Genomic DNA, 18,578 nt, shown 5'->3' with positions numbered 1-18,578 from the left:
GGCAAAAAGCCCCGCCGTTTCGAGTTTCTATTCCAAGTCTTCGGTGACGAACCGGAGCACTCTCTCGACGCGCTCGTTCGGGGTATACCGGATCATTTTCGTACGCGGGTCGTACTCGATCAAATTGGCATCCTCCAGTTTCGGGAGATGGATGTGGTGTACGTCGATAAGAAGGGGGTCAGCGTGAGTTCCAGTGGTCTTCGGAGGGGGATTCTCGGGAGAGATGCGATCGACAAGGGTATCTATCGTAACCACGGTCTCCTCGCTGTCGATCAACTGGGAGAGGATTGATCGCCGACACGGATCTGCCACTACCCGTAATGCTGTTTCGGTCGAGACAGTTTGGATTTCCTGAATCATTGATGGACCTCATAGCAAAAACAAGGGGTTCGCGGATTAACCCCCTTGTTTACTCGAAAGATCACACTCGGACAAACGGAATCGAAGTGATGATGTCGGAACAAGCGGGTGATATACGCTTCTCCTATACTGAACGTTCGATTCCGGTGAATGCCTTCTTTTTACAAGAGGGAATCCGAATCAACTGTTCAGTGGATATGCTTATTGACCGTGGTATCCAGTTCGGAACCACCTGTAAATAAAGGTAGACGATAGATTAATAAAGTTGTAGTGACACCAAGAGTCGTCAATACGAGACGGCGAGGTCGTGGGGCGAATGTGCGTGTTCTCCCGTTCAATCGCCAGCGGCGGTTTGTATGTAACCGTCGATACGTGCCATATCGGCGAGGAACCGGTCAAACCTGTCCATGTCTCTCAGTTCAATGAAGCCCATGTTCGCGCCAAACGAAATGATACCCTCATCGACAAGTTTTGGGAGGTGCGTGTGACGAAGGGCGGTCTCGACGGCTTTTCTGTCCGCACTCCGGCCCGCCTCCGTCTGATCTCCAGTCCATTCGGCGATCGCGATCGCAAGGGTATCGACGCCGATCACCTTGGATTCGTTCGTCAGAGAATATAATGTGTAGCGTCGGTATGGGTGAGTTAAGAGATCGAGTGTTTCAGTCAGCCGTGACGTATTCGGTCCTTCCATCACGCATCAATTGGTCTCAACCCGCTTAACGTCTTTTTTGCGATAACTCGACGTATTTTACAATCCTGTATGAAGGCCGACGATTGGTTGACTTTTCCAAGCGAAATGAGGCGGTCAGTCGGGGCACCTCCGATAAACATTCAATAATCCAATGAACAGTGTGCGTCGATCAAGGCGTCGACGGTAAGACTCCAATCGTCGTTGCGTTTTCAGCGGGCAACTATTCCTCGTCAGAGCCGGTTTCCGAGGGAGTCTCGGCGTCTTCGCTGGCCATATCCTGATGGAAGTGATTCCACGGTTGAATGTGTTCCTCCGCCAGAATGTTGCTACTGATGATTTGTAGGCCCAGTTCGTCTAACTGTTCGGTGCTTTGTTTAACGTCGGACGTTGCTTCGGCCACGACTTCGACGTGGAGGTTCTCCTCGCCGGCCAGCATCTCCCGGACGTTGACGACGCCTCGTACGTCGAGGGCTTTCTCGGCCATTTCGGATCGTTGGGAAAGGTCGATCGAACAAATGAACAGGACGCGCATCGGATAGCCCGCCTGCTCGTAGTCGATTTCCGGGTTGTATCCGAGAATAATTCCTTCTTCCTCAAGTTTCTCGATCCGATTGTGGATAGTCGTCCCGGTAACGTCGGTTTCCTCGGCAATGGCCGTGTCGCTGGCATCACGGGCGTCTATCTGGAGCAAGTGCAGAATCCGGCGGTCGAGGTTGTTGAGTGGATCATCGGCCATGGTGTCCAATTTACCGTCGGGCCAGTTGAATCGCTTGCCTGAATCAGAACACGGAGAATTCGGGGATAGAAACTGTCAGTGGTACATCTACACTCTATACGTAACAGCCGTTTCACGTATAGAACTAAGATTATCCTACGGCGAGCGTGGGACTATCTAAGCAAGATGGCCGACTACTCGTCGGCCCGTGCCTCCAGATCGCGGTAGTACGCCACGATGCCGGCATCTCTCGGATCATCGGACTTATGCGGGGTGTTCAGATCGTCCGCGCGGCAGACATCCAGGAGCGCGACCCGCGGGTGAACCGTCCCGCGATCGAGGTGACCATCGGGCCCGACGTCAAGGGCGTGCCACCCGCGGTGGTGCGCATGCTCGGCGACGCTGATCTCGGGATTCCGAACGTGACGCGACGGCCGCGCGACCACTACGTCGTGCTGGCGGTGTGAGAAAGGGGTCCCGTTTTCAGGACACTATCACGCCGAGTCCTTGATCAGGATCTCGTGATCAGCAGCCTCTAGGGCCCGATTCCGCACATCCGCAGAGAAGTCTTCAACTTCGATCGCGAACGTCCAGGTCTCGCCATCCCGGAGATCGGTGACGTTAGTCCATGCATCGCGGAGGACGTTGCCGTCGCCGTCGTAGATCTTCGCGACGACTTCAACGTAGTCCTGGTCCTCTCCGGTGTCGTTTCTCACTCGGCCTTCGACATCGAGATAGACGTACTTCCGCTCCATAGTGCGATATGCCTGGATACTGCTATCCACCAGAGTAAGGCCTTCGGCCGGTTCGAACGCATCCTCCGAGAACTCGCCTTCGAGTTCGTAGTCGGCGACGTTACCCGTGTCAGTACCGAGATAGTACACCCGGGCAGCCCACGTTTCACCATCTCCAAGCGTAGTCAGTCGGCCAATGTCGCTGTCGAGATAGTTTCCGTCTTCATCGTACCAATCCACTTGGAGTACTACATTGCTGCTCGGAAGGTCTCCGCCGTTCTCGACGGTCGTAGCGACGTAGACGTCGGTCGACGACTGGCCCGGCTCGACTATGAGCTCGCTATCGAGAATCTCGAGATCGGCTGATCCTGTTGGCTCGTCGTTCTCGGATTCCACATCTTCACCCTCATCCCCGTTATTTTTATCGTTCCCGTTACTCCCGTCGTCCCCGTCGCTACTGTTGTTATCGTCGCTATCGACCGTAGTGTCAATGGTGTCGTCAGCGTCGCGTGTCCCATCATCGATATCCTCTGTGTCAGAGCTACAGCCAGCGAAGAGACCAGACAGCGCCACACCAGCTCCCACTAACACTCTGCGTCGTTTCATACATTCCAGATATATTAGTAATATATAATTAGTGTTCCGAGTGATTGTTTAACAGTTAGATTAATTCCGAAATGACGCTCACTACACCTTTTATGTCAGACGTCCAAACTATCGGTGATGGTGAAAATCGAGGGGTGTTCGATGACGAATACCGCACACCAATCCATCATCGAAATGCCGAGTTGGATTCGCTCTCCCGGCTTCTCGAGCCCGCACAGGGAGATCGTCCCGCGAAGAGCGCCCTTATTCACGGGCCCAACGGCGTCGAGAAGACGGCATCGACGCGGTGGATGCTTCGCGATCTCTGCCAGCACGCCGACGTCAACTCCGCACTTGCCGGTGCCTTGTCGACGCGCGACTTGGTGCCTGTGAGTGTCTGGGTTATCGGTTTCGTGGCCGGAGTGCAAGCAGCTGAAGCGGGGCTCGTACGCTACCGGCCAGCGGGAGATTTCGGCGATCATCGATCGCGACGACGTCGACGAGCAGCTGGGCGAAGACCGACTACTGGCGCGATCGGTTTCTGGCTCAGAAGTAACAGTAGTTGCGAATACAATCCAATTATTCCAGAATTGAATCAGTCGGTTCGGTAACGACGTGTGTGGACCTACTGCGGCCACTTCCACCGATTCTCGATAAAGTTAGGTAGAGTTGTGTTGAATAGAAAGCGCGTATCTTGCGGAATTCAGCAAACGAAATCGGCGGTATGGCAGGATGCGTTTGTAACGAAGCGAATAGGGTGTTTTGCCGCGTGGTGTCCCAGCATACGCTCGCTACTTGAATCGCGCGTATGTCTCGGAACCGGATACCGTCGATTGCGGGATCCTCCGCATGCTCTAGCGTGGAACGAGGGGTATACCATCTCGATTCCCGGAATCGTTAGGAGTAAACCAATTCTGGTGATATAGAGTCATCAATGAGTCTTGGTGGACAACATTCTATAAACGAGGTGATAGGAGAAGTCACCCGAGCGTTGGTCCCGGCCATCACCGAAAACGAGATTCAACAACGCGTTTGCGAGCAGTTTGTAGCATCGGAGTCGTACTCCTTTGCGTGGATTGGGCGCTATAATCCAGAGAAAGCAGAGGTGATTCCGGCAGCCTCCGCCGGGATTGCAGAAAATACGCTCGATGGGATCACCAACACAGAGGAGTTACCTCCACAAGAACTGGCGAACGAGGCAGCGCGCACACGGGAAGTCACGGTCAGACAGAATCTCGTTGACGACCCACCTCGCGAGGAGTGGCGCGACCACGCCCTCAAACACGACTACCAAACATGCGCGCTCGTCCCCCTCGTTTACGAAGAGACGCAATACGGTGTCTTGTATCTGGCTACCAACCGGGCAAAAGGATTTGGCGCGGTCGAGCGAGAATCGCTAACGGAGCTAGGGATAACGATCGCATACGCCATCGAGACTGCGGAATCGCCCGCGGATACTGGTAGCGCCGAGCGCAAGGAAACGGAGACAGAGATGATGAGAGTGCCCGCTGAGTTGGAGCAGGAGCGGCGGCTCTACGAGACAATCATCTCCAGTACTCCCGACCTTGTCTACGCGTTCGACCTCGACTACCGCTTCATATTCGCCAACGATGCGCTGCTGGAGATGTGGGGCCAAACCTTTGAGGAATCCGTAGGAAAGACCCTGCTGGAAAACGGCTACGAGCAGTGGCACGCGGAGATGCACGAACGCGAGATCGACCAGGTCGTGGAGACGAAAGAACCCATCCGCGGCGAGGTGGCGTTCCAACACGCCGAACTCGGTCGTCGAATCTACGACTACATCTTTGCACCGGTACTCAACGACGATGGGGAAGTCGAAGCCATCGCCGGGACAACACGCGATATCACTGAGCGCAAGGAGGCCGAGGAGGCGCTTCAAGAGAGCAAGGAGCGATTCCGAGCGTTGGTCAACGCCAGCTCGGATGTAGTGTATCGCATGAATCAAGATTGGAGCGAAATGCAACATCTCGAAGGCCAGGGCTTCATCGCCGATACATACGAATCGACCAGCGATTGGCTTGACAAATACATTCACCCGGGCGACCAGGAACGCGTTATGGAGGCCATCAACGAAGCGATCCGGACCAAGAGCACCTTCGAGCAAGAACACCGGGTAGAGCAGGTCGATGGCAGCCTGGGCTGGACGTTCTCGCGTGCGGTACCGATGCTGGATGAGGACGGAGACATCGTTGAGTGGATCGGTATGGCGAGCGACATCACCGAGCAGAAGGATCGCGAACGAGAACTCGAACGAGCACTGGACTTGCTTGAGAAGACCGAGCACATTGCAGACGTTGGCGGCTGGGAGATCGACGTGGAGACACAGGACGTGTTCTGGACCGACCAGATCTTCGAGCTTCTGGAGGTGGATGCCGACGAGGAGCCGCCGCTGGAGGAGGCCCTCGCCATGTACCACGAGGACGATCAGCCGATCGTCCAAGAAGCCATTGAGAACGCACTCGACTCTGGTGATCCCTTTGACGTGGAGGTGCGGATCCGGACGGACAGTGACGATGTGCGCTGGCTTCGACTGCAAGGAATTCCGGAGACCGTCGACGATGAGGTTATTTCATTCCGCGGGGCCGCCCAAGACGTCACCGAACGCAGGGAACGCGAGCGACGGTTAGAGGAGGTGGTCGACCAACTCGAAGAGTCCAACGAACGCCTCGAACAGTTCGCCTATGCTGCCTCCCACGATCTTCAGGAACCGCTGCGGATGGTCTCGTCCTACCTCCAGCTCATTGAAGACCGGTACGCTGATGCCCTCGACGAGGATGGAGCGGAGTTCATCGAGTTCGCCGCGAACGGAGCCGACCGCATGCGCGCAATGATCGACGGTCTCCTCCAGTACTCCCGTGTCGACACGAGCGGAGATTCCCTCAAGGCGACCGACCTCGACGCCGTGTTCGCGGACGTCCACCAGGATCTCCAGGTGAAAATCGAGGAGCACGATGCCGAGATCACTGCCGAAGGGCTTCCCCGCATCATGGGGGACGCCGGGCAACTCCGCCAGCTCTTCCAGAATCTGCTGGACAACGCGATCGAGTATAGCGGCGACGACCCTCCGCGAGTGCACGTTTCCGCCGAGCAGACCAACGGCGGCGACGAGTGGTCGATCTCGGTCAGCGACGAGGGGATCGGTATCGACCCGGAGCAGGCCGACCGGGTGTTCAAAGTGTTTCAGAGCCTTCACAGCCAAGACGATTACAACGGAACTGGCATCGGCCTCGCACTGTGCGAGCGGATCGTCGAGCGCCACGGCGGTGACATCTGGGTCGAGTCCGAACCCGGCGAGGGCGCGACCTTCTCGTTTACGCTTCCAGCAGTAAGCGGCTCGTGAACTCGCTCTTGGTATCACGCTCACAATTCATAACGATCTGCTGAATTTATCCGCTGTATTCAGCACGCTACGTTTGACAGCATCCGGAAAGGTCGGTTGCCAGTCCGATAACGTTGCCACCTACGCTGAATACGTGTTTCACGCCCCTCGCGATAAAGAGTCCGTGCTACACGCTACTGATACTGCCGATATTTCCCTTGCCTCATAATTCGGAAGTACACGAAGTCTTTCTACGAGACAGGATTGTGATTGGTAATATGATCGGAGATCCACGGATCTTTGATGCCAAATTCGTTCCACCAGGTCTGCTTCATCGAGGGAACGAAACCGAACAGCTTCTCCGTCGGTTCACGACTCCATATCCCGCTGCGCCGGATGTACCCACCTCCGGCCCGAGCGGGATGGGAAGACCGTTCTCGCGCGCAAAGCGGTCGATTGACTAACAACAAGTCAACTACGTCGCGCTGGGCCATCCGGCGAACGTATCAGGGAGTGGGACGTTCATCGGCGGTATCTCGGATGGTTTTGTGCTCTCGCGGCGTAGGGGGACGTGTCTCGAGCGGACGGTTCGGATCACTATCTGGGCGCCGCGGTGATCGTCGCGATCGGCGTAGCGCTTCTGATCCCGCTGCTCAGAGGCTGTATCGCGATCGCCGCTCCGATCTTCGACCTTCGGGTGACACGCTCGTGCTCCCGTTCTGTTACGCCGGGACGTTGATCGGCTACGTCTGGCGGCGTCTCACGTGGGCCGACGACGGGGCCGTCATGCCGCGAATCGCAGCGTGGTGCCTTCTGGGAGCGATACTGACGCCGGTCCTGGTCTGGTTTTCGCTCGTGGGTCGCGTGGGCGGGTTCACGGACATGCTGGACATTCTGAATAGGGCTGCGCTTCGCAGCGCTGTCGTCGAACTGTTGATCGGTCACTACAGCGGCAACAATTTTCTCATCCGGGACCAACTCGAGCAGCACGCCGATCAGGACTGGGGCGAACAGTCGACTGAGAACGGGGGTTCGACGCCGATCCTCTCCGAGAGATCGCGAACCGTGCCGATCACATCGCCGAACTCGCCGCCATCGCGAGTCGCCTCAGCAGCAACGAGGAGCACCGCGAGCGGTTCGGGTGGACGAACTGCTCGAAGAGACGGTCGATCGGGTCGGAGCCGAGTATCCGGACGCGGAGTTGACGCTCGAATCGGACGCGGATCGACCGGTCGTCGTCGCGGACGAAGCGCTCCGTTCCGTGTTCGAGAACCTCCTTCGAAACGCCGTCCAGCACAACGACCAGCGGACGCCGCGAGTGGCGGTGGCGATCGAGACGAATCCCGAGACGGTGGTGGTGCGAGTGTCCGACAACGGGCCGGGTCTGCCCGATCCGAAGCGATCCGGGATCGGAGAGCCCGGTGTGAAAGGTACCGAATCGTCGGGGTCCGGCCTCGGGCTCTATCTGGTCGAAACGCTCGTGGATCGCTACGGCGGCGACGTTCGGGCCGAAGCGAACGACCCCCGTGGGACGGTGTTCGTCGTCGAACTCGATCGGCGCATCGACGTTGACGGCACCGAGGACCTGATCGTCGGCGAAAACGCCCCATGACTCTCCTCACGCGTTCGCTCGCGCCGCCGTCGAGGTTTGTAACGTACCGTAGACGCCCGCGATCGACAGCGCCGTGACGAGCACGCCGGTCGCCACGTTGAGCCAGATGATGAGGTCTCTCGAGACGCCGAACACGAACGGCGAGGCGATCATCCACAGTCCGAGCACGGCGAGGACCGCCGCGATGACGACGCTCGGCGACCGCTGCTCGTCGGACCGGAAGGCGTGGTACGACGCGATCGTCGCGATCGCGGCGCCGACGAGGACGTTGTGGATTCCGATCAGGCCGGACATGGTGAACACGACCGACGAAAAGAGGATGAAAACGCCGATCACCGCCGTCACCCCTGCCGTTCGCACGACCAGCGTCGGTGCCTCGGTGGCGGAGTGTCGCTCCGTCATAGTATGCAGTACTGATACGAGCTATTTGAGCGTGGCGTCTGTTTCGCGGGTGAATCATCCGCATACTAATACCGCGGGACAGGCGCCCGTACCGGCGTCTCGCACCGGCCCGTAACGCGATCGTTTTCGCGGCGTCGACCCGATCGAACCGCGGTTCCACGGTGGTCGGTGACGCCCGATCGGGCGCGAACGACCGCCGGCCGAGATGGGGCGTGGGGATCGATCGCTGAGCCAAGGGACGCACCTAGGTACCGCGCCGGAAATCGGCGACCGCGTCCGTAGTTGAAGTCGGATCGCGGAACGAACGGAAGAGGCACCCGTCCCGGCAGCTCCTCGGAGAAGGGGACTCGAAACCGGGCATCGCCGATTCCCGCCTCGTCGCCGACGGCGAGAGGGCGTGTCGGTTACGTCGCGTCCGTCGCGTGGCCGCGGTGCCACACGTTGGTGACGGAATCGCCGTTCGGCGGCGTGTGGCTCACGTCTTTCATCGTCTGGGTGGGTTGCTCTGCCATTACGGGGTGGGACACGAAAGGTCCACTTAGGCATTGCGTACGGTGTGTAATTACAATATAATGTGTTTATACATCACGGGTGCGACCGACGATCCGACACTATCCGGCGGAAAAAACGAGAAGAAGCGGGTCGTTACGCGGAAGAGACGCGAATTTCGCCGGTCGATTCGACCGTCACTATGCAATCGTGGTACTCGAAGGTTACCGTCCCCCCCGATCGGAGCCCGTCCGCGCGCGGCTCGAAGAGCCGCTCGAGCGCGTCGGCGTTGATCGCATAGTGTAGTGGCTCGAGTTCGATGACGTCGTCGCCGCAGAAGGTCGCGACGGCGTCTGCAATGGCGACGCTAAGCGGTTCGTCGCCAAGTCGGTCGTACTGTACAGCGTAGTGATCATCCGTCGAAGCGGATGGCGATTGTGGCGTTATCTCAGTCATCAGTTACGCACCCCCAATACGCAGTGGGAAGACATCGCCCTGTTTGGGGTCGGGTGTAAAGAGAATGGCCGTTAACTGTGTAACGTAGTTTCTGAGACGCGGTTATCTGTTTAACCCCCCCTCAACCACCGCGTTGTCGAACAACGCCCTGAAGAGTTTCTGCTCGACGGAGCGGACGTGTTTGTGAAACGCCGGCGGCGAAATCCCGAGGGAGTCCGCGATCGCCTCGCCCGTCGTATTCCGCGGCCAGGCGAAGAACCCGCCGTGATAGGCCGTCTGAACGACTTCCCGCTGTCTGTCGGTCAGGGTCTCGAGTAACGCGTTTCGTCCGTGCGCGTCGAGGGGCGCCCGCGCGGTCGCGGACTGTTCGCGTCGCGCGACCATCGACGCTGCGAAGCCCTGTTGCCCGATCTCGGACAGGAGTTCGCGGATTTCGATCGCGTCGGGCACGTCGACGATCGCCCGCGCCCTTGAGCCGTCGGTCGAGAATCCCCGCAGCGTCGCGCCGTGGGCGTCGACGATCGAGTCGAGAAACGGGCCGGTAAGCCGGCACTGAAACAGGATTTCCTCGTCGCCGCTGGCGATGACCGAGACGTCGGCCAGGCCATCGACGGCGGCTGCATCCTCTACGTCGTCCGCGTCGAGCCCCGAGTCGGCAGCGACGAACACGATGGTCGATCCGTCGGCGCGCGACGTCGCCCCCTCGAACTCGAGTCGGGCGTCGAGACGCGAGGCCAGTCGGCAGAGCGTCGATTCGGCTTCGAGTTCGAGTTCGACTTCGGTCCGATCGTCGTCGCCGAGCGCGTTCTTCCGTTTGACGGCGTCGATCGAGTAAGCGATCGTTTCGCCGAGTTCCGCGACGGTCGATCGAAGCGTCTCGTCGAAGACGTCCCGATCGTCGCCGTAGATCGAGAGGACGCCGTAGAGGAACCCGTCGTAGACGAGCGGCACGGCGTACACCGACTGGAAATTTCGCGAGAGGGCTTCGGCCCGCCAGGCGCCGTCGCGAACCGAATCGGCGACGTTCTCGACGTAAGTCGGCGACCGGGAACGGGCGGATCTGCCGGTCGGTTCGGCGGCCGTGTCGTCGACCGTCGTCGCCGTCATCGAGTCGAGGTAGCCGCGATCGAGTCCCGACTGCACCCGAGGTCGGATCTGACTGCCGCCCGGGTCGGGGTCGCCGATCCAGGCCAGCGAACAGGATTCGAGTTCGACCAGCCGGTCGCAGATGCCCTCCTCGATCTCGTCCCGCGAGTCGGCCAGCAACAGGAGTTGTTCGATGTCCTGTCGAACCTGGTTGGCGTGATTCAGCCGTTCGAGGTGGATGTTCTGGCGCTTGAGTTCCCGTTCGCGATCGTGTAACCGTCTGGCTCGACCGATCCGATCGAGCGCGACTTCGGCCGTCGTCGCGAACAGGTCCGCCAGTTCGGCGGTGTCGTCGTCGTAGCCGGCGCGCTCGGTCGAGAGCGCGACGAGCACACCGTGTTCGCCGAGCGGGACGTAGAGTCCGCTCCGAACGTCGGCTTCTTCCGCGAACCCGCGTTCATCTGGATCGAGGTCGTCGACGACGGACGGCGTTCCGGAAACGAACGCGTCCCACGCCGGCCCCGCGTCGGGTTCGAGCCGCGGCGGCCGACCGATCGTCGCCTCGAGTCCCGTCGCGTAGGCCGCCGGCAGGAGTTCGTTGTGCTGATCGTCGAATCGGTACACCACGCTGTCGATGTCGAGCACGTCGGTGGCGACGTCGACGATGTACTCGCAGGCGGCCTGTTTCGACTCGACGGTCAGCAGGTGGCTGGTGGCTTCGTGGAGGGCGTTCAGCGTCTCCTGATACTGCACTCGTTCCGTGACGTCGACGGCGACGCCGATCACCCGGTCGACGTCGCCGTTCCGGGCGACCGGCTGGTGCCACGCCTCGAAAACGCGATCCCGGATCCGCCGCTGCGAGTGGACCGACTCGCCGTCGAGCGCGGCGGTTACGTCGCGCCGGACCGCCGGATACCGCTTGAAGACGTCGAACGCCGATTCGCCGACGATCTCGGCGGATTCGACGCCGATGTTCTCGAGTCCTCGTCCCTCCGAGAGGGTGAACGCGCCGTCGCTGTCGAGAACGTAGAGGACGATCGGGGCGTTTTCGACCAGCGCCTGGAGCCGTTCCGTTCCTTCGGTCAGTTCCTGTTCGCGCTCGACCCGCTCGGAGATGTCGCGGAAGTAGACCGAGAGGCCGGTTTCGGACGGGTACGCGCTGATCTCCATCCAGATGTCGAGCGACTCGGAGTACCGTTCCCACGAAACTGATTCCTGCTCCGCGATCGCGTGTTCGAACCGATCGTACAGCTCCGATCGGTGGCCGTGGGGAAACAGCTCTCGGATGTCGTTGCCCAGGAGTTCCTCGCGCGAGTAGCCCAGGAGTTCCTCGGCTCGCGTGTTGACGTACGTGAACCGCCAGTCGGTATCGAGCGCGTAGAAGGCGTCGGTTACGCGTTCGAACGACTTGGCGAGTTCCTCTTCGACGCGGTGGAACTGCGTCACGTCGCGCACCGAGACGACCACGCCGCCGACGATCGAATCTTCGAGCCGGTTGGTCAGGGCCGCCTCGTAGACGCCCCAGCCGGCGTCCTCGGTTCGATACCGATACTCGACGGTTCGACTGGTACCGGGTTCGTCCGCGCGAACGGCGTCGAACGTCTCGACGACGGCGTCTCGATCGTCGGGGTGGACGTTCTCGAGAACGGAACTCCCGAGGAGGTCCGCCGGATCGGTCCCAATCTCGCGCTCGACCGACGGACTGACGTATGTCACGCGCCCCGACTCGGAGAGGACTGCGAGCAGGTCCGACGAGCGTTCGATGAGCGCTCGGTACCACTCCTCCCGCCGTTCGAGCGCGACCGTCGCGGACGAGTATCGGATCGTCTCTCGAAGCCGGTGGGCGAGCAGCGACGGGTCGTCGACCGAGCCGACCGGGAAAACGTCGTCGGCACCGTCCGCCAGGATCCCGTCGACGTCGCGCTCGCCGTCGACGACGAAGAGTGCCGGATGATCCTCGAGATCCGAGAGCGCGGTCCGATCGTCCGTGAGGACGCAGTCGGTCGATGCGAGCTCCTCGCCGTCGAGTTCCGCGATCGGTCCGTGGACCGTGACGTCGCTCTCAAGCGTGGTCGAAACGTCGCGCGTCCACGCCGACGAGCCGACGACGAGCACCCGGATCGGGAGCGTCTCCGCACTCGCGACACCGCGGTTCATATCCTCGCTGGGGGCGGTGGACGTAAAAATCTCGCGTCGATCGTCATCGGATCCGACCGGTGAAAAAACGGAAATCGGGGACCGATTCGCGATCGGTGATCGTCAGTACCCGATCGGGAGTCCGTCCTTCCGGGGTTCGGTCGCGCCCGCGAGCGTTCCGCCGCGCCGACGGACGAGCTGGGCGCCGCCGAACGTGACCGGCGGGAGGACGCGGACGTCGTGGCCTCGGCGAGCCAGTTTCGCCGCGTTCGGAAGCCGTTTCTCGACGCCCAGCGTTCCGTCCTCCCGGTACCGCCAGCGCGGCGCGTCGAGCGCCGCCTGCGGGTCCATCCCGTAGTCGACGAGATTCGAGAGTACCTGGACGTGGCCCTGGGGCTGCATGTAGCCGCCCATGACGCCGAACGCCAGCCAGTCGTCGTCCGCCAGCTTCGCGACGGCCGGGACCAGCGTGTGGAACGGTCGTTTCCCCGGTTCGAGACGGTTCGGGTGGTCCGGGTCGAGCGAGAACGACGCGCCGCGGTTCTGGAGCGCGATCCCCGTCTCGCCGGCGACGAGACCGCTCCCGAAGCCGGCGAATCGGGAGTTGATGTACGAGACGAGATTGCCGTCCTCGTCGCCGACGGTAAGCAAGACGGTGTCCGCATCCTCGGCGTTCGCGTTCGGCACGCCGATCGCCGGATCTCGAATCGGCTCGTCGCCGATCGCCCGCGCTCGCTCGCGCGCGTAGGACTTCGACGCCAGCGGCGGAATGCCCTCGAACGCGGGGTCGGTGACGTAGCGGTGTCCGTCGACGAACGCGAGTTTCGTCGCCTCGGCGAAGGCGTGGACGCGATCGGGCGAGTCGTACGCGCGGTCCCCGGCGCCGATCTCCTCGGCGATGTTCAGCGCTTCCAGCGCGATCAGCCCCTGGTTGTTCGGCGGCAGTTCGTACACCTCGGCGCCGTTGTACGTGGTGCTGATCGGATCGACGAACTCGGGTTCGAAGTCGGCGAGGTCGTCGCGGCTCATGAACCCGCCGGCGGATCGGACCTCATCGACGATCGCGTCCGCGATGTCGCCCTCGTAGACGACGTCGGCGCCGTCTTCGGCGATCGTTCGCAGCGAGTCGCCCAGTTGGGGTAACGCGACCGTCTGGCCCGGGTCCGGACACCGGCCGTCGAAGAGGTACGCTTCGCGGGCGTGCTCGTCGGTGAAGAGGGTATCAGCGGCTCGCCAGTGGTGGGCGATCACCGGCGAGACGGGGAACCCGTCGATCGCGTACCGGATCGCGGGTTCGAGCACCTCGCCGAGCGTCTTGCGACCGAGCTCGCGGACCGTCGCCTCCCAGCCGCGGGCCGTCCCCGGAACCGTGACCGCGTGCGGCCCCAGGAAGGGCATCTCCAGGTCGTCCCCGGACTCCGTTCCGTCGACGGCGTACCCGCGCGAAGACGGGTAGTACCGATCGAACTCGGCGTCGTTCTCGAGGGCGGTGCTGACGGCCTCGATCGTCGCCTCGGCGGGCGCGGGGCCGCAGGAACGCATCGCCCCGACGTCGCCGTCCGCCGTCCGGTAGAGGGCGAAGACGTCCCCGCCGAGGCCCGTCGAGGTCGGTTCGACGACGTTGAGCGCCGCCGCCGTCGCCACCGCGGCGTCGAAGGCGTTCCCGCCGTCCCGGAGGATCGAGACGCCCGCCTGCGCGGCGAGCGGCTGGCTCGTCGCGACCATCCCGCGGTTCGCGTAGACCGTCGACCGGCGCGAGTCGAATCGGTCGAGATCCGGTTCGGATTGCACGGTCCGAACACGGGCGGCGATCGGCTAAGTTCTAGTGGTCGGCCGACTCCGACGCGGCCGCGTCGGGCGCGGTCGAAAGGGGCGCGTGTTCGACCCGGTAACCCTCGTCGGTTCGATCGACGCCGGTCACCTCGCGGAGCCGAATCCCGCGTTCCATCTTCGTGACGACGGCCGTGTCGTAGTGCTCGGCCTCGTAACCTGGCTTCGTTCCGTCGGCGCGGCGCCGGTCGACGAACTCCCGGTGGCGCTCGAGGCGCGTTCGGCCGATCGATCGCGACAGCGCGGGTGCCTCGTTGACCCGATCGTCGAAGACCTCTCGAAACGCCGGTTCGAGTTCGTACCCGATCGAGTGCCGGCCGGCACACATCGCGGCCAGCGAGGTCGTGCCGGTCCCCCAGAACGGATCGAGGACGGTGTCTCCGTAGGCCGAGTACATGCAGATCAGCCGGTAGGGGAGTTCGAGCGGGAACGCCGCCGACCGGTCCCGGAGGTCGTCGTCGACGGCGTCGCCGTCGAGCGCCTGCAGTTCGCCCCGCACGTCGGTCCAGACGTCGGAGAACCAGCGATTTCGTTCCTCCCAGAAGTAGGCCGCCTCGTACCGGCGATCGGCCCGGGGCTCGAACGAGCGGCTCTCCGATCCCTTCCGGAAGACCAGCACGTACTCGTGTTCGAGGGTGACGTAGGCGTTCGGCGGGATCATCCCGCTGCCCATGAACTTCGCCGCGCTGTTCGCGGGCTTGCGCCAGAGCACGTCCGGCAGCGGATCGAACTCTCGCGACTCGAACGCCCGGAGGATGCGCGCGTGGTTCGGGTAGACGCGAAAGCTTCCGTCGACCGATCGGGTCGCGTCGCCGACGTTGACGCACGCGATGCCGCCGTCGACGAGCACCCGCGCCAGTTCGTCCCAGACGCGATCGAGCTGGTCGTGCATCGCCGCGAACGCCGCGGCGCCGTCGCCGGCGTCCAGCGCCTTGCCGACGGCCGGATCGAGCTCCGCGAACAGGTCGTCCCACATCTCGATCATCGGGTACGGCGGCGAGGTGACGACGAGTTCGACCGCCTCGTCGGCGATCGCCGACAGCTCGCGGGCATCGCCGACGAACGCGCGATGGGTCGTCTCCATTGCTGTCACACTGTCGTCGTCGCCCCCTTAGTGTTCGCGATGTCGGTTCGGTGGGTTCCGAGACGGACTCCGTTCCGTGGTTCGCGGTCGCGCCGCCGTTCGGCGATCGGATGGGTTTAAAAGGGCGATCGCGTCCCCGCCGGCAGAACGAGCCTGGAGTCGCGTGTAGGACTACCCTACTCCTCTTCGTCTTCCGCGCCCGCTTCGACTTCGTCGCCCGCTTCCTCTTCGGTTTCTTCCTCGTCCTCGTCCATCCCGGCGGTGGTCGCGGGTTCGAACTCCTCGATCGGCTCCCACTCCTCTTCCTCGCCCCCGGAGAGTCGCCGCCGGAGGAGCGCGGCGCCGGCGATAATGCCGACGATGGCGAGCAGTCGCGGCAGTCGACGCGAGGAGGACGTCTCGGTTTCTTCCTCGTCCTCCATCATCGATTCCACCGCGCCCGTTTCGTCGCTTTCGACGACGTCCTCGATGATCTCCGGCTCCTGGACGTCCTCGAGCGGCGTCTCCTCCAGGTCGAGCGACTCCCTGCCTGCGAGGTAGCCCACGGCCGCCCCCAGGCCGACCAGTGCCCCCGTGAGCGGGAGTCGGCGGGCCGAGGATTGCGTTTCGCCCGCCTCTTCGACGCCCTCGAGGATCGAGTCGCGCAGCGGAGTGTCCATCCCTTTTTGTACGGCTTCCTTGACGACGAGCTCGGATAGCGACCTGTCCTGTCCTTCCGTTTCGGGCATAATCCGAGCCGACCACATCCCCGTACATAGTTCTGTTCACCGTTTCGAATTGCTCCGTCGATCCTCGCGAGTTACACGTCGGCTACCGCCGCTCTCGACGCCGATAACTGTCAGCTACTCCGGATTCCGTCGGGCGATTCGCTCGGCGAACCCGTCCGCCTCCGACTTGCCACCCCTCGCTTCGCCGCGAACGGCTCGGGCGATCCTTCTCGGACGAACGCCGCGCGATCGATCAGGTTCGCGCGGCGACGAGTCGCCGCCGCCACGCCGATTCAACTCGCCGTGGCGCCGAGTAAATCACGTATTGGGGATCGATAAAGTCACAGCGGGCAACCGGTTCGGCGGACTGCGGGCCAATTTGTGCGAAACCCTCGCATAACGAAGCCGGTAGCCGCCGAGCGACCGAGCATGAGCGTCATCCGACAGCCGGAGGTGCTGGGCCGGACGACTCGACGCCGAGTGGTCGGCGTGACCGCGGCGCTGTCGGCTACAGCGGTCGAAGCGCTCGCGGTCGGTCTCTGGTTCGGCCTCGTGATCGGGAGCCGGACCGTGACGACGGCGCTCGCGGGGCTCGGCATTCTCTTCTGCGGCGCGCTGCTCAGAACCGGGGTCTTCGGCGCCACCGTAAGCGGCGTCGGCGACCTCCTCCAGCCTAGACGACTCGGCGCCGCGCTCGTACTCACCACCGGTTGGGTCGTCTGGCTGCTCCTCGCGGAACTGATCGGCGCGGCGGCCGGCGTCATCGTCGCGACCGGCGTCCTCGCCGGGATTCTGATCGTCCAATTTTCCATCGAACAACGGGCTTTCCGCCGATCGAGCCGATCGATCGCGGTCTCGGTCACGCCGGTGCTTCCGTCGCTGTTGCTCGCCACCGGGGCCGCGGCCCTCCTCTCTGCGGCGTGGTTTACCGACTGGTCGCTCGTCTTGCCGCCGCTCTCCGTCGGCGTCACCACGGTTACCCCCTGGGTCGACGCCCTCCACTTGGGCGTGTTTGTCTTCGTGCTCTGTTCCTTCCTGGCCCACCAGCGGCGCTTCCAGTTGGTTCTCGATCCCTGATCGGATCCGGTCACCGATCGGCTCCGTTCGATTCCGGTCGACTCGATCCGGCTACTGCCGACTGCGCCGACGTTCCGGTCTCCCTCGATCGACGGCACCGCTCTCGCTCAGCGCCGGGGATTTTCGCGGTGTGTTCGACGAGGACGCGGGACGTTACGACGAGAACTGTCCGAGACAATCCTGACAGTAGATCCCGTCAGATCGGTTCGGCGCGCCACAGAGCAGGCAGTCGCTGTCCGTCGATCCGTCAGGGTCGAGACCGACGCCGTCGGCCAGGACGGCGAGGACGTCGTCGTTTTCCAGCGCCGCCGGATCGCGCCCCTCCTTTCGGAGCCACTCGTCGATGAACGCGTCGTTGCGCAGGTGTTCCAGTCCACGAACCAGCCCCAAAAAGAGCAGCGTCGGTGCGATCATCACGAAGCCGGCCACCGCCAGCCGACCGACGATCGAATACGTTCCCGGATCGTTCATGGGTTTCCGTATCGCTCCGACTGAGATAGGCTTTCTCGTAGTCCTATTCGTTGATGCGTCGGGCGATCGGGACGTGATCCGGGTGACGCGATCGCGCGTCGGCGCTCGGTATATTCGTCACTACCGTCCGTCGAGGATCGGGACGGCGTTCGTCGCCGGCGTCAGTCGCTGATGAACTTGTTGTCCCGCCAGTTGACGCCGCCCTGTCCGGAGCCGGTGTCTCGCGGCCCCTCCACGACTTCGATGTTGGCCGGCCGAACGTCGCCTTCGACGATCCGCGTCGCCTCCAGCTCCCCGCCGCGTTCCGAAATCGCGGTTAGCGTCCCCTTCTCGGCTGCCTTCGCGATGTCACAGAGAACGAGGAACATCTCGTACTGCAGCAGCGAGTTCTGCAATACGGTCTCGCGATCGCCCTTGAACGCGGCGAACTCGACGAGTTCGGACTCGATCTCCTCTTCCTCGTCCTCGTCCCAGCGGAAGGAGTTGCGTCGTTCGTCCGGGTCCTCCTCGTAGACGCGGTTTTCGGTGACGCTCGCCTTGAGCTGGGCCGTCGGCGTGTACTTGCTGACGGATTCGTCCTCCGCGACGGCTTTGAGAATGAGCGTGTTGTTTCGGCGCGTGATCTCGACGTCCGTTACCCCGTCCGGAAACTCGGCCTCCGCGACGTGCTCGCGGAGGTCTTCGAGCGGTAGTTCGAGGGTGGAGTGCAGCCGATATACGTGTCTGGATTCCTCTGTTGACATAGTGGGAAGGTGTACGACGACGGTCGCTGGGTTCCTAGTACGAGCGCGTGACTTATATGA

Annotated in this window: 18 protein-coding genes; 5 read left to right on the top strand and 13 right to left on the bottom strand. The window is 62.2% G+C overall.

Annotated elements, in window-relative coordinates:
* Positions 1-27: 27 nt before the first annotated feature.
* From MUH00_RS18255 to MUH00_RS18245, 3 genes are all read right to left on the bottom strand, one after another.
* Complete coding sequence (locus MUH00_RS18255) at positions 28-360, bottom strand: DUF7344 domain-containing protein (protein WP_247001066.1); 333 nt, start codon at positions 358-360, stop codon at positions 28-30.
* 334 nt (positions 361-694) lie between these two features.
* Positions 695-1,051, bottom strand: a complete 357-nt coding sequence (locus MUH00_RS18250; protein WP_247001065.1) for a DUF7344 domain-containing protein — start codon at positions 1,049-1,051, stop codon at positions 695-697.
* A gap of 220 nt (positions 1,052-1,271) precedes the next feature.
* Positions 1,272-1,787 carry an Lrp/AsnC family transcriptional regulator gene (locus MUH00_RS18245; RefSeq protein ID WP_247001063.1) on the bottom strand — a complete coding sequence of 172 codons (516 nt, stop codon included), beginning with the start codon at positions 1,785-1,787 and terminating at the stop codon, positions 1,272-1,274.
* A 245-nt stretch (positions 1,788-2,032) separates the two neighbouring features.
* Between MUH00_RS18245 and MUH00_RS18240 the strand changes: the two genes are divergently transcribed.
* Entirely contained in the window at positions 2,033-2,233 is a 201-nt protein-coding gene (locus MUH00_RS18240) for a hypothetical protein (RefSeq protein ID WP_247001061.1), read from the top strand.
* A 27-nt stretch (positions 2,234-2,260) separates the two neighbouring features.
* Here the strand turns inward: MUH00_RS18240 and MUH00_RS18235 are convergent, their stop codons facing one another.
* A complete protein-coding gene (locus MUH00_RS18235) occupies positions 2,261-3,106 on the bottom strand; it encodes an FxLYD domain-containing protein (protein WP_247001059.1) in 846 nt (281 codons plus the stop codon).
* A 92-nt stretch (positions 3,107-3,198) separates the two neighbouring features.
* Here MUH00_RS18235 and MUH00_RS18230 point away from each other — a divergent pair, with 92 nt between their 5' ends.
* The 3 genes from MUH00_RS18230 to MUH00_RS18220 all read left to right on the top strand — a co-directional run bounded on the left by MUH00_RS18230 (position 3,199) and on the right by MUH00_RS18220 (position 8,037).
* Positions 3,199-3,696 (top strand): hypothetical protein, encoded by a 498-nt coding sequence (locus MUH00_RS18230; protein WP_247001057.1) that lies wholly within the window; start codon positions 3,199-3,201, stop codon positions 3,694-3,696.
* A 356-nt stretch (positions 3,697-4,052) separates the two neighbouring features.
* Positions 4,053-6,446, top strand: a complete 2,394-nt coding sequence (locus tag MUH00_RS18225; protein WP_247001055.1) for an ATP-binding protein — start codon at positions 4,053-4,055, stop codon at positions 6,444-6,446.
* Positions 6,447-7,566: 1,120 nt separating this feature from the next.
* Positions 7,567-8,037 carry a sensor histidine kinase gene (locus MUH00_RS18220; protein WP_247001052.1) on the top strand — a complete coding sequence of 157 codons (471 nt, stop codon included), beginning with the start codon at positions 7,567-7,569 and terminating at the stop codon, positions 8,035-8,037.
* Between the two features lie 6 nt (positions 8,038-8,043).
* On the opposite strand, the gene MUH00_RS18215 is transcribed toward MUH00_RS18220, so the two are convergent.
* From MUH00_RS18215 to MUH00_RS18190, 7 genes are all read right to left on the bottom strand, one after another.
* The gene (locus MUH00_RS18215) at positions 8,044-8,439 is read right to left on the bottom strand and encodes an SPW repeat domain-containing protein (protein ID WP_247001050.1); all 396 of its coding nucleotides are present in this window, start codon (positions 8,437-8,439) and stop codon (positions 8,044-8,046) included.
* Between the two features lie 404 nt (positions 8,440-8,843).
* Positions 8,844-8,951 (bottom strand): DUF7989 family protein, encoded by a 108-nt coding sequence (locus tag MUH00_RS23345; protein ID WP_486606278.1) that lies wholly within the window; start codon positions 8,949-8,951, stop codon positions 8,844-8,846.
* 133 nt (positions 8,952-9,084) lie between these two features.
* A complete protein-coding gene (locus MUH00_RS18210) occupies positions 9,085-9,384 on the bottom strand; it encodes a HalOD1 output domain-containing protein (protein ID WP_247001048.1) in 300 nt (99 codons plus the stop codon).
* Between the two features lie 102 nt (positions 9,385-9,486).
* On the bottom strand, positions 9,487-12,627 hold the full coding sequence (locus tag MUH00_RS18205) for a PAS domain S-box protein (protein ID WP_247001046.1): 3,141 nt from the start codon (positions 12,625-12,627) through the stop codon (positions 9,487-9,489).
* A gap of 102 nt (positions 12,628-12,729) precedes the next feature.
* Positions 12,730-14,397, bottom strand: a complete 1,668-nt coding sequence (locus tag MUH00_RS18200) for a gamma-glutamyltransferase family protein (RefSeq protein WP_247001044.1) — start codon at positions 14,395-14,397, stop codon at positions 12,730-12,732.
* 31 nt (positions 14,398-14,428) lie between these two features.
* Entirely contained in the window at positions 14,429-15,520 is a 1,092-nt protein-coding gene (locus MUH00_RS18195; protein ID WP_247001042.1) for a DNA-methyltransferase, read from the bottom strand.
* 176 nt (positions 15,521-15,696) lie between these two features.
* A complete protein-coding gene (locus MUH00_RS18190; RefSeq protein WP_247001040.1) occupies positions 15,697-16,248 on the bottom strand; it encodes a hypothetical protein in 552 nt (183 codons plus the stop codon).
* Between the two features lie 408 nt (positions 16,249-16,656).
* Here MUH00_RS18190 and MUH00_RS18185 point away from each other — a divergent pair, with 408 nt between their 5' ends.
* Positions 16,657-17,304 (top strand): hypothetical protein, encoded by a 648-nt coding sequence (locus MUH00_RS18185; protein WP_247001038.1) that lies wholly within the window; start codon positions 16,657-16,659, stop codon positions 17,302-17,304.
* Between the two features lie 153 nt (positions 17,305-17,457).
* On the opposite strand, the gene MUH00_RS18180 is transcribed toward MUH00_RS18185, so the two are convergent.
* A complete protein-coding gene (locus tag MUH00_RS18180) occupies positions 17,458-17,775 on the bottom strand; it encodes a zinc ribbon domain-containing protein (RefSeq protein ID WP_247001036.1) in 318 nt (105 codons plus the stop codon).
* Between the two features lie 161 nt (positions 17,776-17,936).
* Positions 17,937-18,518 (bottom strand): DUF7110 family protein, encoded by a 582-nt coding sequence (locus MUH00_RS18175; protein WP_247001034.1) that lies wholly within the window; start codon positions 18,516-18,518, stop codon positions 17,937-17,939.
* Between the last annotated feature and the right edge of the window lie 60 nt (positions 18,519-18,578).

Origin of the sequence: Halosolutus gelatinilyticus (genome assembly GCF_023028105.1) — an archaeon.
Classification (GTDB): Archaea; Halobacteriota; Halobacteria; order Halobacteriales; family Natrialbaceae; genus Halosolutus; species Halosolutus gelatinilyticus.
This window is presented reverse-complemented; position numbering and strand designations above follow the sequence as displayed.

Coding starts and splice junctions, on each gene's coding strand:
- MUH00_RS18255 (WP_247001066.1), bottom strand. CDS start 360: ATGATTCAGGAAATCCAAACTGTCTCGACCGAAACAGCATTACGGGTA.
- MUH00_RS18190 (WP_247001040.1), bottom strand. CDS start 16,248: ATGCCCGAAACGGAAGGACAGGACAGGTCGCTATCCGAGCTCGTCGTC.
- MUH00_RS18250 (WP_247001065.1), bottom strand. CDS start 1,051: ATGGAAGGACCGAATACGTCACGGCTGACTGAAACACTCGATCTCTTA.
- MUH00_RS18205 (WP_247001046.1), bottom strand. CDS start 12,627: ATGAACCGCGGTGTCGCGAGTGCGGAGACGCTCCCGATCCGGGTGCTC.
- MUH00_RS18235 (WP_247001059.1), bottom strand. CDS start 3,106: ATGAAACGACGCAGAGTGTTAGTGGGAGCTGGTGTGGCGCTGTCTGGT.
- MUH00_RS18240 (WP_247001061.1), top strand. CDS start 2,033: ATGCGGGGTGTTCAGATCGTCCGCGCGGCAGACATCCAGGAGCGCGAC.
- MUH00_RS18230 (WP_247001057.1), top strand. CDS start 3,199: ATGTCAGACGTCCAAACTATCGGTGATGGTGAAAATCGAGGGGTGTTC.
- MUH00_RS23345 (WP_486606278.1), bottom strand. CDS start 8,951: ATGGCAGAGCAACCCACCCAGACGATGAAAGACGTGAGCCACACGCCG.
- MUH00_RS18185 (WP_247001038.1), top strand. CDS start 16,657: ATGAGCGTCATCCGACAGCCGGAGGTGCTGGGCCGGACGACTCGACGC.
- MUH00_RS18210 (WP_247001048.1), bottom strand. CDS start 9,384: ATGACTGAGATAACGCCACAATCGCCATCCGCTTCGACGGATGATCAC.
- MUH00_RS18180 (WP_247001036.1), bottom strand. CDS start 17,775: ATGAACGATCCGGGAACGTATTCGATCGTCGGTCGGCTGGCGGTGGCC.
- MUH00_RS18195 (WP_247001042.1), bottom strand. CDS start 15,520: ATGGAGACGACCCATCGCGCGTTCGTCGGCGATGCCCGCGAGCTGTCG.
- MUH00_RS18245 (WP_247001063.1), bottom strand. CDS start 1,787: ATGGCCGATGATCCACTCAACAACCTCGACCGCCGGATTCTGCACTTG.
- MUH00_RS18215 (WP_247001050.1), bottom strand. CDS start 8,439: ATGACGGAGCGACACTCCGCCACCGAGGCACCGACGCTGGTCGTGCGA.
- MUH00_RS18175 (WP_247001034.1), bottom strand. CDS start 18,518: ATGTCAACAGAGGAATCCAGACACGTATATCGGCTGCACTCCACCCTC.